The sequence below is a fragment of the Mycobacterium kansasii ATCC 12478 genome (assembly GCF_000157895.3).
GTDB classification, from domain to species: Bacteria; Actinomycetota; Actinomycetes; order Mycobacteriales; family Mycobacteriaceae; genus Mycobacterium; species Mycobacterium kansasii.
Map to the genome: position 1 here is coordinate 1,500,790 of NC_022663.1, position 16,615 is coordinate 1,517,404.

The 16,615-nt window shown below is 67.7% G+C and carries 13 protein-coding genes; 6 read left to right on the forward strand and 7 right to left on the reverse strand.

The features are described 5' to 3' along the window. The first annotated feature begins 5 nt into the window (after positions 1-5). On the forward strand, positions 6-2,003 hold the full coding sequence (locus MKAN_RS06415; RefSeq protein ID WP_023366369.1) for a serine/threonine-protein kinase PknH/PknJ: 1,998 nt from the start codon (positions 6-8) through the stop codon (positions 2,001-2,003). 4 nt (positions 2,004-2,007) lie between these two features. On the opposite strand, the gene MKAN_RS06420 is transcribed toward MKAN_RS06415, so the two are convergent. The 3 genes from MKAN_RS06420 to MKAN_RS06430 all read right to left on the reverse strand — a co-directional run bounded on the left by MKAN_RS06420 (position 2,008) and on the right by MKAN_RS06430 (position 5,441). Continuing rightward, a complete protein-coding gene (locus MKAN_RS06420) occupies positions 2,008-2,592 on the reverse strand; it encodes a hypothetical protein (RefSeq protein ID WP_036392501.1) in 585 nt (194 codons plus the stop codon). A gap of 297 nt (positions 2,593-2,889) precedes the next feature. Next, on the reverse strand, positions 2,890-4,044 hold the full coding sequence (locus tag MKAN_RS06425; RefSeq protein WP_371686068.1) for an adenylate/guanylate cyclase domain-containing protein: 1,155 nt from the start codon (positions 4,042-4,044) through the stop codon (positions 2,890-2,892). An 8-nt stretch (positions 4,045-4,052) separates the two neighbouring features. Further along, entirely contained in the window at positions 4,053-5,441 is a 1,389-nt protein-coding gene (locus MKAN_RS06430) for an amidase (RefSeq protein WP_023366375.1), read from the reverse strand. A 108-nt stretch (positions 5,442-5,549) separates the two neighbouring features. Here MKAN_RS06430 and MKAN_RS06435 point away from each other — a divergent pair, with 108 nt between their 5' ends. From MKAN_RS06435 to MKAN_RS06445, 3 genes are all read left to right on the forward strand, one after another. Further along, positions 5,550-5,978 carry an HIT family protein gene (locus MKAN_RS06435; RefSeq protein ID WP_023366377.1) on the forward strand — a complete coding sequence of 143 codons (429 nt, stop codon included), beginning with the start codon at positions 5,550-5,552 and terminating at the stop codon, positions 5,976-5,978. A 9-nt stretch (positions 5,979-5,987) separates the two neighbouring features. Next, positions 5,988-6,452 carry a nitroreductase family deazaflavin-dependent oxidoreductase gene (locus tag MKAN_RS06440; protein ID WP_023366379.1) on the forward strand — a complete coding sequence of 155 codons (465 nt, stop codon included), beginning with the start codon at positions 5,988-5,990 and terminating at the stop codon, positions 6,450-6,452. A gap of 98 nt (positions 6,453-6,550) precedes the next feature. After that, positions 6,551-10,537 carry a bifunctional diguanylate cyclase/phosphodiesterase gene (locus MKAN_RS06445; RefSeq protein ID WP_023366381.1) on the forward strand — a complete coding sequence of 1,329 codons (3,987 nt, stop codon included), beginning with the start codon at positions 6,551-6,553 and terminating at the stop codon, positions 10,535-10,537. A gap of 50 nt (positions 10,538-10,587) precedes the next feature. Here the strand turns inward: MKAN_RS06445 and MKAN_RS06450 are convergent, their stop codons facing one another. The 3 genes from MKAN_RS06450 to MKAN_RS06460 form a co-directional block, all read right to left on the reverse strand. Continuing rightward, entirely contained in the window at positions 10,588-10,866 is a 279-nt protein-coding gene (locus MKAN_RS06450; protein ID WP_023366383.1) for a hypothetical protein, read from the reverse strand. A gap of 305 nt (positions 10,867-11,171) precedes the next feature. Further along, complete coding sequence (locus MKAN_RS06455) at positions 11,172-12,299, reverse strand: FAD-binding protein (RefSeq protein WP_023366385.1); 1,128 nt, start codon at positions 12,297-12,299, stop codon at positions 11,172-11,174. A gap of 2 nt (positions 12,300-12,301) precedes the next feature. Next, on the reverse strand, positions 12,302-13,129 hold the full coding sequence (locus MKAN_RS06460; RefSeq protein WP_036392495.1) for a uracil-DNA glycosylase: 828 nt from the start codon (positions 13,127-13,129) through the stop codon (positions 12,302-12,304). Positions 13,130-13,189: 60 nt separating this feature from the next. Here MKAN_RS06460 and tap point away from each other — a divergent pair, with 60 nt between their 5' ends. Further along, positions 13,190-14,446 carry a multidrug efflux MFS transporter Tap gene (tap, locus tag MKAN_RS06465; protein WP_036392835.1) on the forward strand — a complete coding sequence of 419 codons (1,257 nt, stop codon included), beginning with the start codon at positions 13,190-13,192 and terminating at the stop codon, positions 14,444-14,446. Between the two features lie 4 nt (positions 14,447-14,450). Here the strand turns inward: tap and MKAN_RS06470 are convergent, their stop codons facing one another. Next, positions 14,451-14,858 carry an SHOCT domain-containing protein gene (locus tag MKAN_RS06470; RefSeq protein ID WP_198036527.1) on the reverse strand — a complete coding sequence of 136 codons (408 nt, stop codon included), beginning with the start codon at positions 14,856-14,858 and terminating at the stop codon, positions 14,451-14,453. Between the two features lie 274 nt (positions 14,859-15,132). Here MKAN_RS06470 and MKAN_RS06475 point away from each other — a divergent pair, with 274 nt between their 5' ends. Continuing rightward, the gene (locus MKAN_RS06475; RefSeq protein WP_036392832.1) at positions 15,133-16,500 is read left to right on the forward strand and encodes an FAD-binding oxidoreductase; all 1,368 of its coding nucleotides are present in this window, start codon (positions 15,133-15,135) and stop codon (positions 16,498-16,500) included. Positions 16,501-16,615: the final 115 nt, after the last annotated feature.

The following is a 16,615-nucleotide window of genomic DNA, read 5'->3' on the forward strand; positions in this document are numbered from 1 at the left end:
CAGCGATGAGTGACGCGCAGGGCTCGCGAGTCGGGTCGACATTCGGGCCCTATCGCCTGAAGCGGCTGCTGGGCCGCGGCGGGATGGGCGAAGTCTACGAGGCCGAACACACGGTCAAAGAGTGGACGGTCGCGGTCAAGCTGATGTCGGAAACATTCAGTAAGGACCCGGTGTTTCGGGAGCGGATGAAGCGTGAAGCGCGCATCACCGGCCGGCTGCAGGAACCCCACGTGGTACCCATCCACGACTACGGCGAAATCGACGGGCAGATGTACCTGGAGATGCGCCTCATCGAGGGCACCGACCTGGACCACATCCTTAAGCGCTTCGGCCCGCTGACCCCGCCGCGAGCGGTGGCCATCATCACCCAGATCGCCTCCGCCCTCGACGCCGCGCACGCCGCCGGCGTGATGCACCGCGACGTCAAACCGCAGAACATCCTGGTCACCCGCGACGACTTCGCCTACCTGGTCGACTTCGGCATCGCCAGCGCCACCACCGACGAAAAGCTCACCCAGTTGGGCACCGCGGTGGGCACCTGGAAATACATGGCGCCCGAGCGTTTCTCCAACGACGAAGTCACCTACCGCGCCGACATCTATGCATTGGCCTGCGTGCTGCACGAATGCCTGACCGGGAGTCCGCCCTACCGCGCCGACAGCGCCAGCATGCTGGTCACCGCTCACTTGATGGATCCCATCCCTCAGCCCAGCACCCTGCGCTCGGGCATCCCCAAGGCCTTCGACGCGGTGATCGCGCGCGGCATGGCCAAAAAGCCCGAGGACCGCTACGCCAGTGCGGGAGACTTGGCGCTGGCGGCCCACGAGGCGCTCAGCGACCCCGATCAAGACCACGCTGCCGACATCCTGCGCCGCAGCCAGGAAGCCACCCTGCCCGGCCCGCCCACAGCCGTCGCGCCGCCGACCATGCCGGCCACCGGGATGGCGCCCTCGGCATCTCCGGCCCCCGCTCCGCCGGCACCGCGACCCGCCCCGCAACGCCAGCCACCGTATTACCCCGCCGGGGCCGGTTCGGGGCCCTCGTCAGGACCTTCGGCGGGTCCCGGACAGCCGGGACCCGCCGGGGCCTCGGCGCCGCCCGGGCGGGCACCAACCCCGCCACCAGCCGCGCCCGCGGGCCAACCCTCGTGGGCCCCGACGAGCGGCCCGATGCCGGCCAGCCAGCCGACCCCCACCCCGGCGTTCTACCAGGGCGGCGGCTGGGGCGGGACTCCGCCGGGCACACCGCCGCCGCAGCAACCCCCCGGCCCACCGGCCTGGAATCAGGGGCAGCAGCCGTCGGCATCACGGAACCGCAACCCGGGGCCGATCGTGGCAGCCGTCGCCATCGTGCTCGTCCTGGTCGTCGGAGGAGTGGGCATCTGGCTCGTCACCCGACCCAAGCCGGCGCCGCCGCCGAAACCGATCTCGGAGGACCGGCTCAGCGCGCTGTTGCTGAGCCCCTCAGAAATCAACTCCGTGATGGGCGCGTCGAACATTCAGCCGGGAAAGCCCATCACGTCGATGGACACTTCTCCGGTGACACTGTCGCTGCCCGACTGCCAGGCGGCCTTGTATACCAGCCAGGATCCGGTGTACGCCGGCACGGGTTACACCGGAATCAGCGGTCTGGTGTCGTCGGAACCCGGGGACACCTACGACCATTGGGTCAACCAGGCCGTGGTGGCCTTTCCGTCGGCCGACAAAGCTCGCTCGTTCCTGCAGTCTGCGGCGGGCAAATGGAAAAACTGTGCGGGCAAGACCGTGACCGTCACCAACCAAGGCAAGACCTACCGGTGGACGTTCGCCGACGTGGTCGGCAGCCCGCCGAAGATGACGGTCATCGACACCCAGGAGGGCGCTGACGGCTGGGAGTGCCAGCGTGCGATGAGCGTGGCGAACAACGTGATCGTCGACATCAACGCCTGCGGTTACCAGATCACCGATCAGGGTGGCCAGATCGCCGACCAGATCATCGCCAAGGTCAACAAGGAAACCAAGTAGGGGGCTAATTCCCCAGATCGGGTCCCTGGGCGCGAAGGTCGTCCACCGCCGCCATGGCGGTGCGCAACTTGGCCAGCCATTCCTCGGTGTGCTCGCCGACCAGCCTGACCGACCACGCGAGGGCGTCGGCGCGTGACCGCGCGACACCGGCGTCGACCAGCGTGTCCAGCACCTGACGCTCCGGTTGCCTCAGGCGGGTCATCACCGGAACCGCGATGTGGGTGAACAGGATCCGCTCGGTGCCGGTGCCGGAGACGACGTCCACGCCCCAGGACACCTTGCGTCCGTAGCGATCCTGCGCCTCATCGGCGATTCGCATCCGCTCGGAGCGAGTTTCCTCCCGGAACCGCGAGGCTCGTCCTTTCCCGCGTGCCGGACTCTGCTCCGTTCCGGAATCCTCTGGTGCGGCAAGCTTGCCGATCACCGTGATCTCCTCGCGGTCGACGATGACCGTGGGATCGCCGTCGAACCAATCTTCGGGGAGACGTCCGGCGAACCATTCGGCCGCATCGCTGGCATCGGGTTGCTGGGCTTGCTGCCAGCCTCCGGGTCGCCCGTGCCGGTGTCCGTGCATATGGTGTACTTTCATAATTACATGATTACACCGTAATAACTGTTATGGAATAAAGTTCGCTGGCGGTGAACGTCCAAGCCGCACGGGGCCCTGCTCATGCCATGGGCGGGCCGGAAGGCCATTGCTATCGGGTAATGCGCAGTTGTATTTTTGGTAGCGAAGCAGGCCCGGAAGCGACCGAACTCAAGTGCCGGAAATCGGGGTGAGATCCGGCAGCGCAGGATCCGCGTAAGACGGAGCCAGACGCCCCCGAGAGTCGCTCCGGGCCTGCCCATATGCGCGATGGCTAGTCCTCCGGGGCGGCCTGCCCGATCAGGGCCGCCGGTCGCCGCCGTCGCCTCGACGCACCCGGAACAACTTGGCTTCATTCTTGATGCCCTTGAGGCGACGGGTGCCGGCGAATGACCACTCGAACCCCGCTCCGTCACCCACGGACTCCCAGACGGAATCGGCGACCAGCACCGTGCCCGGCCGCGCCACCCCGGTGACCCGGCTGGCCGCGTTCACCGGACTGCCGAACCAGTCACCGGCCCGGCTCACCGCCATGCCGGACGCAACCCCTGCCCGCAACCGGGGAAACGCCGCATCCGTGTCGACGACCTCGACCAACTTCAGGACCGTGTCCAACAGTGGCACCGGATCCGGGCAGACGAACATCACTGCGTCACCGATCGTCTTGATGAACCGCACCGGCGGAGCGGTCAGGTCACGCGCCAGCTCTGCCAGCCGGCCGGCAAGATGCCCCAGCTCCTCGGCCGACACCACCTCACCGAGTTTCGTGAAGCCGACGAGGTCGGCGAAAGCGACGGTGACCTGGCGCGCGCCCGGCAACGGCTTGCCGGCAGCTCGCTCACCGGCATTGACGGCCTCGGTTTCCATCATGTGCCGCAACTGCATGAACAGCATTTCCTGGATCATCGGGCCGAGTAGCGGCACGATCCGGCTCACCAGCGCCTGCGACGCCTGGGCGATCTGCACCTCGGTGACCCCCGGACGCATGATCGCCGACAGCGCGGTATAGCGCATGACCTCCGCGGCGTGTGACAGGCCCTCGGCGAGAACCCGCACCACCATGACGATTTGATCGGGATTCAGCCCCAGCTCCACGAACCGCTGCGCGGTTGCGGCGGCTTCACCGTCGGCTCGCATATGTACGGCCGCGTCCGGGTCGTCGACTCTGGCTAAACCGATGGCGCGCTGCACCCGCTGCAGCAGCGCGAGGTCGATGCCGTAGGTCTCGCTGATCTCGCGGGCGGATACGTACGTGCCGTCGTCGCCGATCAGCCGGCGGGTGGCCAGCAACAGCGGCGGGTTGGCCAACCGGATCTCGTCAGCGGTGATGCCCTGTTCGAGCAGCCACGCGATCAGCTCGGCGCGCTCCGCGCGCGCCGTACCGTCGAGCCCGTCGAGCAGATCGGCGATATCGCGGCCGACCGGCTCGGGCACGTGTTCCACGGTGTCCTCCAGTGTCGTTGTTATGACACCGGCGGTCGCCGGTGCGCCCACGGCCGGGCGGCTTCGATCTGCGCCGACAGCGACAGCAGGGTCGCCTCGTCATAGGGCCGGCCGACGAGTTGCACCGACATCGGCATGCCGTCGTCGTCGAAGTCCCACGGCACCACGGCGGCGGGCTGGCCGGTCAGATTCCAGACCTGTTGGTAGGGCACCCGTTGGGCCACCAGCAGCAGCGTCGACACCGCTCCCCGGCGCTGATAGGCGCCGATCCTCGGTGGGCCGGCCGCCGTACCCGGGGTGACGACGACGTCCACGTCGTCGAAGATCGACTGGATCCGGCTGCTGAGCGCGGCTTCCGCGGCGCGCAGCGCCGCCATCCGGCGGTCCGAGAAGAACGACCCCATCCGGGCGATGTTGCGGGTGCGCGCTTCCAGACGTTCCGGGTGAGCCTGCGCGTCGGCGTCGTCGCTGATACCGCGCAGATAGCGGGGGAAAAAGTTGGCGTACAGCGCGGCCGGATAGTCGGGGTCGCGAATGATCACGTCGTGGCCGAGATCGTGCAGCAATGCCCCCGCCTGGTCGACCGCTGCCAGTTGCGCTTTGCCAACCCGGACCGGAAGCGGCGTAGGAACCTTGGTGCTCAAGGCAATTCGCAGCCGTCCCGGCTCGCGTGCGGCGGCCCCCACGAATTCGCCCTCGGGACCCGGCACCGCGGTCGTCACGTCGAGCAGCAGCGCGGCGTCCCGCACCGTACGCGTAATCGGGCCGTTGACGCTGAGCCCGTACCACGCGTCGTCGTGCGGCTCCAACGAGATCCGGTCACGTTGCGGCTTCAGCCCGAACACTCCACACCAGGTCGACGGGATCCGGATCGACCCGCCGCCGTCGGATCCGAACGCCACCGGTGCCAACCCGGCAGCGACCGCGGCGGCACTGCCGCCACTGCTGCCACCGGGAGTCCGGGAGGGGTTCCACGGGTTGCGGGTCGCACCGAAGGTCAGCGACTCGGTGTAGGGCATCATCATCAGCTCGGGCACATTGGTCTTGCCGATGACGACGGCACCCGCGGCGCGCAGCCGGCGCACCAGCTCCGCATCGGCCGTCACCGCCGGACCGTGCCCGCCGCCGCCGTATGTCGTCACCTCTCCGGCGAGGTCCACATCGTCCTTGACCGCGATCGGTACGCCGAGCAGCGGCAGCCGCTCGCCGGCGTCGAGGCGCTGCTGGGCCACCTCGGCCTCCTCGCGCGCGCCGTCGTAGCGCACCACTCGGTAGGCGCGCAACTGGCTGTCCAGCCGCTCGATTCGTTCCAGATAGACCTCGAGAAGCACCGGTGCGGTGATCTCACCGTCTGCCAGCATTTGCGCCTGCTCCGCCGCGCCGACGAAGGCGAGATCGTTAGGGTCCACTGCCGCAGCGTATCCCGCTCGATCGGGCGGTTCCAGGTGCTCCCCCAAGCGTCGCCGGCTGCGGGTCCGTCCGGAAGGATCGGCGTCGGGCGCAGTACCGTGGGCCCTATGCCCTGCGTGTTCTGTGCGATAGTCGCCGGTGAAGCCCCAGCCATTCCGATCTACGAAGACGACGGCTATCTGGCCATCCTCGACATCCGCCCATTCAGCCGCGGCCACACCCTGGTACTACCCAAACGACACACCGTGGACATCACCGACACCCCGCCGGACACGCTGGCCGACATGGTCACGATCGGCCAGCGGATCGCCAAGGCCGCCCGCGCGACGGAATTGGCCGACGCTACCAACATCGCGATCAACGACGGCAGCGCCGCCTTCCAGACGGTGTTCCACATTCACCTGCACGTGCTACCGCGGCGCAACGGCGACAAGCTGGCGCTTGCCAAGGCGATGGTGCTACGCCGCGACCCGGACCGTGAGGCCACCGGGCGAATGCTGCGCGAGGCGCTGGCCCGGATCGACACGAGCCAGTAAGGCTGGACCATGAGCAATCTCACGCCGTTCGAGCGACTAGTCGGCGCGCCGCTGTTGCGACTGCATGACACGGTCTACCAGAAGACCAATGGGCGCATCGGGCACCGCATCCCGGGTGTTCCACCTTGCCTGCTGCTGCACACCGTTGGCGCCAAGACCGGCCAGCCGCGCACCACGTCGCTCGCCTACGCGCGCGACGGCGACTCGTATCTGATCGTCGCCTCCAACGGCGGAGCCGATCGCCACCCCGGCTGGTACCACAACCTGCGCAAGCATCCGCAATGCGAAATCAACCTCGGCCCACGGCGATTGGCGGTGACCGCACGACGGGTCATCCCGGACGACGCGGACTACTCCCGGATGTGGCAGCTGGCCAACAAGAACACCGCGAATCGATACACCGTTTACCAGCGCCGGACGCCGCGGCCCATCCCGATCTTTGCGTTGACCCCGGCCCGGCAAACGCGGTCGTAGTCAAGCCGGACCGGTCGTAACGGATTATCCTGCGCTAGAGCGCGCGGTGAAGCTGCCAGTTGTCACCGGCAATGGGGTGCGAAGCGACTGGAGCGGCTATGAAACGCGGCACGCCCAATCCGGGGGGGCGCTTCGGACTGCCGGCGCGCGCTGGTTGGCTTGTTGGCGGCGGATACGCCATCGCTGTGGCGCTGACCGCGGCAGTATCGATCGGGGGCTGGCCGGGAGCCTACCCGGCTCGGCCGGCCAACCAGCTTGTGCCGGTGTTGTCGTTGCTTTTCACCGCGGGATGTGCCGGCAACGCGACCCGTTGCGCGGCCGCCGGGCGACGCAGATGGGGATGGCTGGCGCTGACAACGGCGCTGGCGGGGTGGGCGATCGGTGAGGTCATCTGCGCACTGTTCGAGGCGTGCCCGCCGCTCGATCACGCCGCACACCCGACGGCGGCTGAGACGGCGCTGCTGTGGTATCCCGTCGGAGCCACGGCGTCGTTGCTGCTGCTGTCCGAGTCCGTTCGCCGGGTGCCTTGGCGGCTGATCCTCGACGGTGTCATCGTCGCGACGTCGTTGTTCGTGGCCACGTGGGTATTCATCCTCAACACCGTGGTACGCGACGCCAGCAGCTCGCGGGCCGTGATTTTCACCCATGTCCTCGCCGATGTCGTCGTCATGACGGCTGCGATTCTGGTGTTGTCGCGAACCCTCTCCGGGGGGCGGCCCAGCCTGAGCCTGTTAGCCGCCGGGATCACCGTTATCGGCGGCGCCGACATCGTGATCGTGTTCCAGACCGGGATCGGCAGCTATCACACCGGTGAGCTGGTCGACCTGCCCCGAGTCGCCGGCCTGGGACTGGTGGCGCTGGCCGCGCTGGCCAGTCTCAGGGAATCCTCGACCGCCGTTTCGGACGAGGCGAGCGAGACGGGTGCGGAGGTCACGTCCCGGATCCGGCTGTGGTTGCCGTACCTACCGCTGGTGCTGGCCGCGGCGATCGGCCTGGGCCACCTCATGGACCAGGTGCGGCGGTGGCCGTTCCTGTTCGCCGCACTCGGCATTCTGGTGGCTGCGGCGCTGGCCCGCCAGCTCGTCGTCCTGGTCGAGAACCAGGCTTTGCTGGCCGAGGTGGCGCAGGAGGCGTTTCGCGACAGCCTGACCGGTCTGGCCAATCGGACCCGGTTCCTCAACCGATTGGAACGAGCCATCGCCGCTCGGGACCAGCGCCCGACGCCGATCGCGGTGTTATGCCTCGACCTGGACAACTTCAAGCAGGTCAACGACGCCCTGGGTCATCCGGCCGGCGACGAGCTTCTCGTTCGGGTCGCCGGCCTGCTGACCGCTTCCCTGGACGAAACGGCGACCATCGCCCGGCTGGGCGGGGACGAGTTCGCGGTGCTCATCGAAGGCTCCGTCGAGGAGACACAAGCCGCGGCGCATCGGGTACTCGACGCATTCGACGCGGCGATCGTCATCGACGGCGTTCCGGTCACGGTACGTCCCAGCATCGGGTATACGGTCGCCACCGCGGGATCGAGCTGTACCGTCGACGAGCTTCTCCGGCATGCCGACCTGGCCATGTATGCCGCCAAACGCGAAGGCGGCGAACGGATCCGCAGTTTCGTGCCTGATGCGCCCTTCCCCGACGCGCACGCACGGCATCCCAATGCGCCGGTATCGACCATCCGGGCCACCCCGGAAGCCACCCCGTCAGCCGCCCCGGGAAACGCCTCCGCCCGCGGGGCCGGCGCGGACACGTGCCGTCCTTCCGAGCCTGCACAGGACAAGACGGCACCGCTGCTGCGGCGGTTGGCCGGCAACGCGGCGGCAACACCGGCCCAACGGGACCGTCCGCCGCGCCGCAGAGTCTGGTGGCCGCCCGTGGGCGTCCGGATTGCCCTGGCGCTACTGACAATCGGCGTCGCCGTTTACACCGCGCTCACCGTGCATGGCGGTCACAGGGTCTTCGCCGAATCCTGGTATCCGGCGCTGACCCTGCTGGCGGCTGCGGTGATTGCCGCTCGCGCCTATCACGTTGCCGCCGGCCGGGTGGCTTGGTCGCTCATTGCGGCCGGACAAGCATGCTTAGCTTCGGGCGACATCGTCTACTGGCTGTGGGTGCCCGATGGTCAGTCGCCGTCCTTAGCGGATCCGCTCTACCTGGCGTTCTATCCGTTCGGCTACGCCGGGTTGCTGCTGCTCATGCGGGCGCGGCTGAAGAGGGTGCCGGTTGGGGTGCGCCTCGATTCCCTGATCTGTGGATTGGCCGGCGCCGCGGTTGCCGCCGCCCTGACCGCAGGGCCCATTCATGCGGCGGCGGCCCGCGCACCGGCCACGGTGCTGGTAGGCCTGGTCTATCCGTGGGGCGATCTGGTCCTCCTGGCCCTTGCGGCGGGCATGCTGCCGATCCTGGGCTTGCGCAACGAGTTTCGCTGGATTCTGCTGGTCGCCGGGTTCACGCTGTTCGCCGCCGCCGACACCCTGTATCTCTTCGAAACCGCCGCCGGTTCGTACCGGATGGGAACCTGGTTCGATGCCCTGTGGCCCGCGTCTTCGCTACTGGTGGCGATGGCCAGCTGGGCGCCCTGGTCGTCGGCGGGGCCCGCACCGAAGCGTGGACTCGGTTCGTACGCCGCGCCCGTGGCCTGCACCGTCGTGGCGCTGGGAGTCATTGTGCTGGGCCCGCACTCGCGGATCGCGGGCGCTTTGGCCGCGTTGAGCCTGATCGCGGTCGCGGCGCGGTTCTCGGTGGCTTTCCGCGACGTCAGCGCGCTGGCCGAAACCCACCAGCACGCCATGACCGACGAGTTGACAGCGCTGCCCAATCGGCGTTCGCTGGCGACAGCCCTGACCGCGCTGTCGGTCAACGCGCCGGACCTGGCGCCCAGAGCCCCAGCACGTCGAGCGCTGCTGTTGCTGCATCTCTCCGAGTTCGACGAGATCACCGGTTCGATCGGTCGTCACATGACCGAGGAGTTGTTGTGCCGCATCGCGAATCGCTTGTCACAGTATGTGCGTCCGGAAGATCTGCTGGCGCGCACCGGTGACAACGAGTTCGCGATCCTACTGGGCGAAGGCGCGGATCTCATTGCCGCACGCGCCCAGGCGGGTCGGCTGCTCGATGCCTTCGGTGAACCGTTCCGGCTGGATCCGGTGACCGTGCAGGTCGATGCCCGCATCGCCATTGCGCTCTACCCCGACCACTGTGACCATCCGCAGGAGCTGCTCAACCGCGCCGAGACGGCGATCCCGCACGCCAAAGGCGCCAAAAGCAAAGTCGTGGCCTACGACCCGGCGTTTGAGCTGTATCGCGACAGCGATCCCGCCCTCGTCGATGATCTACGCGCCGCGCTGTTGAACGGTAACGAACTGACCTGTCACTATCAGCCCAAGGTCAACGCCGACGACGGTAGCGTCCACAGCGTCGAGGCACTGCTGCGCTGGCAGCACCCCAGCCGCGGAATGCTGCTTCCCGAGGAGTTCCTGCCCGCCGCCGAACGTGCCGGGCTGATGCGCAGGGTGGCCAACCGCACCCTCGATCTCGCGCTCGCCCAGCTCCGGTCCTGGCGTGACCAGGGCATGAATTTGACGGTCGCCGTTAACCTTTCGACGACAAATCTGCTTGACCTGGATCTGGAGGGCACGATCGAGGGGCTGTTGAAGGCCCACGGCGTGCCCGCGGACGCTCTCATTGTCGAGATCACCGAAAGCACCCTCGCCGACTCGGTGCGGTCCCGTAATACCGTCGCGGCGTTGCAGCACCTAGGCGTTCGCATCTCGCTCGACGATTACGGCACCGGGTGGTCGTCGCTGGCACGCTTGCAGGACGTCTCGGTCGACGAACTCAAACTCGACCGGGTGTTCGTGGCGCGACTGGCCCTGGATCCGCGGTCGGTTGCGATCGTGCGGTCGACGGTGGCGCTGGCCCACAGCCTGGGAGCGGACCTGGTTGCCGAAGGAGTCGAAGACGAGGTGACCTTGAGCGCGCTGCGGCGCTACGGCTGCACCATCACCCAGGGTTTCGTGCACAGTCCGCCGTTACCGGCGGACGAGGTGGTGCAGTGGATCAACAGTCATGTGCCGGATCCGGCTTGACGCCCGCCGCGGCCGGCGAGCCGGTCGACCCGCAGCCAGCTCTCGTCGGCTCAGCAGCGGGTGCGCCACCGAGGTACCACCCGCGGCCGATGCCGCGATCGTGGTGAGCCGGCGGGCATCTCCCCAGCGATGGCGGGCCTTTCCACGATCGCGCTCGTGACCGGGCCGTCCGTGGCATCGTCATGGTCGGCAACCAGTCGCACGATCTGGTCGAGAGCTTCCTGCGGAGTGCTGGCCAATGACGACACGACCGGTATCTCGTTGCAGTGGGCCGCGTATTTGTCGTGTCCAGGTGACCAGACGACGCGGTAGCTATAGCGGTGAACCATACGCAAAGGCTCCTTGTTCCGTCTTGGCTGGTGTCGGCGAGTCACGGACTACCGGATACGGTCGAAGCTCACCGTTATTTGGAGGCAATGGGTTTGCGATGCAGCGCGGCTTGATCGACTACCGGGAGAAGGGGCTGGCGGACCGAACCCACCTAGCCGCCACAAAGTTTACCGGCGCCGGCGGAGACGTCTCGGGACCTCGACCGCGACACGTGCCACTGTGAGCGATCACACCCACAGCGCGGCGCATGGCGACCGGCGGTGTGGCCGATGTGCCGATCACGGCCGACGATTTCGCGGCAGGATCAGCGCCGTTGGTAGTCCTCGAGCGTGAGCGAGTCCACGACGCGTTCGAACTCTTCCTGAGGTATCGGTTCGCCACCCGGGATGTTGTCGCTGACCAGCCATTGGTTGCGCTCGACGTAACCGCTGAATTCGGCGTAGTAGTTGGCAAAGCCGCGCTGGTAGTCGGTGCCGGCGGCCGCGAGCTCACCGGCCAGGATATAGGCGCCCAGCAGGGCAACACTGGTCCCTTGTCCGGACAACGGCGAACAGCAGTATGCCGCGTCGCCGACCAGCGCGACCCTGCCCTTGGACCAGCGGTCCATCACGACCTGCGACATCTCGTCGAAGTAGAAATCCGGCGCCGACTTCATGTAATGCAGCAGCTGCGCGCGAACCCAGCCGTCGGTGGCCATCCGACGTTCCAGCTCGGCGAATTGAGCCTCTTTGTCGCGATAATCGATCCGCAGATCCGGGTCCATGAATCCCAGTGCGGCGCGGGCCTCGGTGTTGCCCCGCGCGCTGTAGACCCCGGCCATGGTGGCGTCCCCGTAATGCCACTTCTGCCAATAGTCGAGCTCCAGAAAGTTGGGCACGGTGAAAATCGCCGCGAAAGTGCCCAGCCTCTTGATGAATTGCTCCTCGGGACCGAAAACCAGCCGGCGCACGTTGGAATGCAATCCGTCTGCGCCGATCACGAAGTCGAAGCTGCGGGCATCGGCGCGCTCGAAGGCCACCGCGACCGAGGCGCCGTCGTCGTCCAACGCGGTGATGCTGTCGCCGAAGAGGTACTCGGTCCCCGGTTGGGTTGCGCCGTAGAGCAATTCGATGAGATCGTCGCGCAGCAGCTCGATATTGGGATTGTCGATGGGGCCGCCGGTCGGTGTCGATTCGGTGTCCCGGGACAACTCGTTGCCGTCACGATCGACCACCGAGGCGCCGCGGATGCCAGTCTTGCACGCCTGCGCTGCGGCCAGCAGCCCCATGCGGTCCAGCACCGTCAGCGCCGGACCGCGGACATCGATCGCCTGGCCGCCCGGCCGCAGCCCGGCGTGGCGTTCCACCACTGTGACCGAATAGCCTTGCTGCCCAAGCCAGTACGCAACCGCAGTACCGGCCACACTGGCACCGGAAACCAGAACTGTTCGCACCCTTACTCAATTCCTGCCAGAGTCTTGGCGTCGCGGATTACGTCGTCGAGCATTTCCGGAGTCAACTTACCGGTGAACATGTTCTGCTGGCTCGGGTGGTAGCACCCGAGCAATCGCAGTCTCGACCCCACCTCGGCCACAACACCATGACCGAACCGCGGCTTGGGCTTGGCGAGCGCGCCAGACATCCGCAACGCGACCTGCCAGGCGAACCCCCCCAGGGCAACGATCACCCGGACGTCGTCGGCAACCAGCCGCCACTCGGTGTCCAGCCAGGGCGAGCAGGCCAACCGCTCGGCCGGGGTGGGCGCGTTGGCCGGCGGCGCGCATCGCACCGGCGCGACGATCCGAATCTGATTGGCGCGCAAGCCGTCCGCGGAGTCGACGCTGGTCGGTTGGTTCACCAGGCCGGCGCGGTACAGCGCCGCATACAGCTGATCTCCGGACCGGTCGCCGGTGAACATGCGCCCGGTCCGGTTGGCCCCGTGCGCGGCCGGGGCCAGGCCGACGATCAACAGCCGCGGCCGCTCCGACCCCCAGCCCGGGACCGGCCGTCCCCAATAGGGCTGATCGGCGAAGGCCCGGCGTTTGCCGGCGGCGACGTGTTCCCGCCAGCCCACCAGTCGGGGACAGGCCCGGCAGACGCTGACCAGGGCATCGAGTTCGCGAATCGAGCGTGCCGCGCCGGCCAGTTGCACGACTTGTGCGGCATCGGCCGCCACCGGGGTCTGCGGTGTCGCCGGATCGCCCGGCCAGCCGGTGCCGGGATCGACCGGAGACCCGAATGCCCGGCCGGTATTCGGATGCATGAGCACACCAACATCGTGCACGGCGGGCGAAATTCAGTGGTCCCCGATACGGCTATGGCGTTAGATTCAGCCGCGATACCCATGGACAACAACAGCAGCCGCGGCCCGGTATTTCTGATCCTGTTCGCCACCTTGATGGCGTGTGCGGGCGACGGTATCTCGATCGTGGCATTCCCGTGGCTGGTGTTGCAGCGCGAAGGCAGCGCGGGGCAGGCGTCGATTGTTGCCGGCGCGACCACCCTGCCGCTGCTGTTCTCGACGCTGGTCGCCGGCACCGCGGTCGACTACTTCGGCCGTCGCCGGGTGTCGATGGTGTCCGACGCCCTATCCGGGACCGCGGTGGCCGCCGTCCCGCTGGTGGCCTGGGCGTTGGGCACCGGCGCCGTCAACGTGGCTGTGCTTGCGGCACTGGGCGCCTGTTCGGCCGCCTTCGACCCGGCCGGGATAACCGCCCGCCAGTCGATGCTGCCCGAGGCCGCCGCCCGGGCGGGCTGGTCGCTGGATCGGGTCAACAGCATCTACGAGGCCATCCTCAACCTCGCCTTTGTAGTGGGTCCGGGCATCGGCGGCGTCATGATCGCAACGGTCGGCGGCATCAACACGATGTGGATCACCTCGGTGGCGTTCGGGTTGTCCATCCTGGCCATTGCCGCCCTGCGACTCGAGGGCACCGGCAAGCCGCATCACACGGCCCGCCCCGACGGGCTGGTCTCCGGGGTCGCCGAGGGACTTCGTTTCGTGTGGAGTTTGCGGGTATTGCGCGCGCTGGCCCTGATCGACCTGAGCGTGACCGCGCTGTATCTGCCGATGGAAAGCGTGCTGTTCCCCAAGTACTTCGCCGACCGCCACCAACCGGCCCAGCTGGGCTCGGTGTTGATGGCGATCTGTCTTGGCGGCCTGGTCGGCGCGCTCGGCTACGCCACGGTGTCGAACTACGTGAGCCGGCGCACGATCATGCTCACCGCGGTGCTCACCCTTGGTGGCGCGACGGCTGTCATCGCACTGCTGCCACCGTTGCCGGTCATCCTGGTGTGCTGCACAGTGATCGGGCTGGTCTACGGGCCGATCCAGCCCATCTACAACTACGTGATGCAAACCCGGGCACCGCACTATCTGCGCGGCCGGGTGGTCGGAGTGATGACGTCGCTGGCCTATGCCGCCGGCCCGTTGGGATTACTGCTGGCCGGCCCGCTGACCGATGCCGCCGGACTGAATGTGACGTTCTTGGCGTTGGCGCTACCGATCTTGCTGACCGGACTGGTGTGCACGCGCCTCCCATCGCTTCGGGAACTGGACCGCGCGCCCGAAGAGATGCCTCGGCAAAGTTCGCCGGTGTAGCCGGTCAGCTGCCGAGGATGCGGCGCTTCGGCTGCTCGAATTCCGCGTCGGTGAGCATGCCGCGCTCTTTGAGCGCGGCCAGTCTTTCCAACCTGTCGATCGGTTCCGAGCTATGCGGTGGGGCGCTGGACCAGACCACATTGACCGCCTGGTCCTGCATCTCCATGCCCCGGCGCATCATCGTTTCCCGCAACGCGTTCGGGTCGGCCATGGCTTGGCGGATGATGTCGCCAAGGGGCATCCCCAGCACCTGAGTGTCGGCCAGGTCCGGTTGCGCAACCGCGGTGACGGCGTCCATGGCCACACCGGCTGCTGCCTGCTGGTGGTCCAGTTCGATTCGGTTGTGATCTTTCGGGTCATAGATCACCGCCAGTCGCATTCCGGGCCGCGGCCTGGTCGACTCCGGGAACACCGCCGTCAGGTTTGCCTCGAACCACGGCTCGGTTTCCGGTATGACCCGCAGCCGCAGCGTCCAACCTCGGTGTTACTGACCGGGTTCGGGTTGGCGATGGTGATCGAGATGATCGACTGCTCAGCGCTCAACACATCGGCAAACGCGCGAACACCGACCTTGCCGAGTTTCCTTCCTCCAAACAACCGACACCAACTCTGCCCGAACCCGTCCCAGGACCGCTTCACTGTACAGCGGCCGCCGTAGGATCGGTTCGGTGAACGCCGTCGACGCCCTGAACGCACCGGCGCTGGCCAGTTTGATCGCCGCGCTGCCCGACGGGATGGTGGTCACCGACCCCGCGGTGACCGACGGCTACCGTCACGACCGCGCATTGGATCCGTCGGCGGGCGAGCCCCTTGCCGTGGTCCGGCCGCGCCGCACCGACGAGGTGCAGACCGTACTGCGTTGGGCCACCGCCAACCGGGTACCAGTGGTCACCCGCGGAGCCGGCACCGGATTGTCGGGCGGGGCCACCGCTTTGGACGACGGCGTCGTGCTGTCGACGGAGAAGATGCGCGACATCACCATCGACCCGGTCACCCGGACCGCGGTATGCCAGCCCGGCCTGTTCAATGCCGAGGTGAAGCAGGCCGCCGCCGAACACGGCCTCTGGTATCCGCCGGACCCGTCGTCGTTCGAGATCTGCAGCATCGGGGGCAATATCGCCACCAACGCCGGCGGATTGTGCTGTGTGAAGTACGGCGTCACCACCGACTATGTGCTGGGCATGCAGGTGGTGCTGGCCGACGGCACCGCGGTCCGGTTGGGCGGGCCCCGCTTGAAAGATGTGGCCGGGCTCTCGCTGACCAAGCTGTTCGTCGGCAGCGAAGGCACGCTCGGCGTCATCACCGAGGTGACGTTGCGGCTACTGCCCGCGCAGCATGCGTCGAGCATCGTGGTCGCCAGCTTTGCCTCGGTGGAGTCGGCCGTCGACGCGGTGCTCGGCGTCACGGCGCGGCTTCGCCCGTCGATGCTGGAGTTCATGGACTCGGTGGCCATCAACGCCGTCGAGGACACCATGCGCATGGACCTGGACCGCGGCGCGGCGGCCATGCTGGTGGCCGGCTCCGACGAGCGCGGTGGCGCCGGCGCCGAGGACGCCGCGGTCATGGCCGCCGTCTTCGCCGACAACGGTGCGACAGAAGTCTTTTCGACCGATGATCCGGATGAGGGCGAGGCGTTTGTCGCCGCCCGCAGATTCTGCATTCCGGCGGTGGAGACCAAGGGATCGCTATTGCTGGAAGACGTCGGGGTGCCCTTGCCGGCGTTGGGCTCATTGGTCACCGGGATCGCGCGGATCGCCGACCAACGCGAGCTGATGATCTCGGTGATCGCCCACGCCGGCGATGGCAACACCCACCCCCTGCTCGTCTATGACCCCGCAGACATCGCAATGGCCGAGCGCGCCCAGCTCGCGTACGGCGAAATCATGGACCTGGCCGTCGGGCTGGGCGGCACCATCACCGGCGAACACGGCGTCGGCCGGCTCAAGCGGCCGTGGCTGGCGGGTTACCTCGGGCCTGACGCGATGGATCTCAACCGGCGCATCAAGCAGGCATTGGACCCGCTGGGCATCCTCAACCCCGGCAGCGGGATCTGATCGGTCGCGGACCGTGGCTACGGCGCGGGGCGGTTCATGCGGCGACGGCGCCGAGTGTGCCGCCAGGGCGCCGAGTGTGCGGCGACGGCGCCGAGTGTGCGGCCAGGGCGCCGAG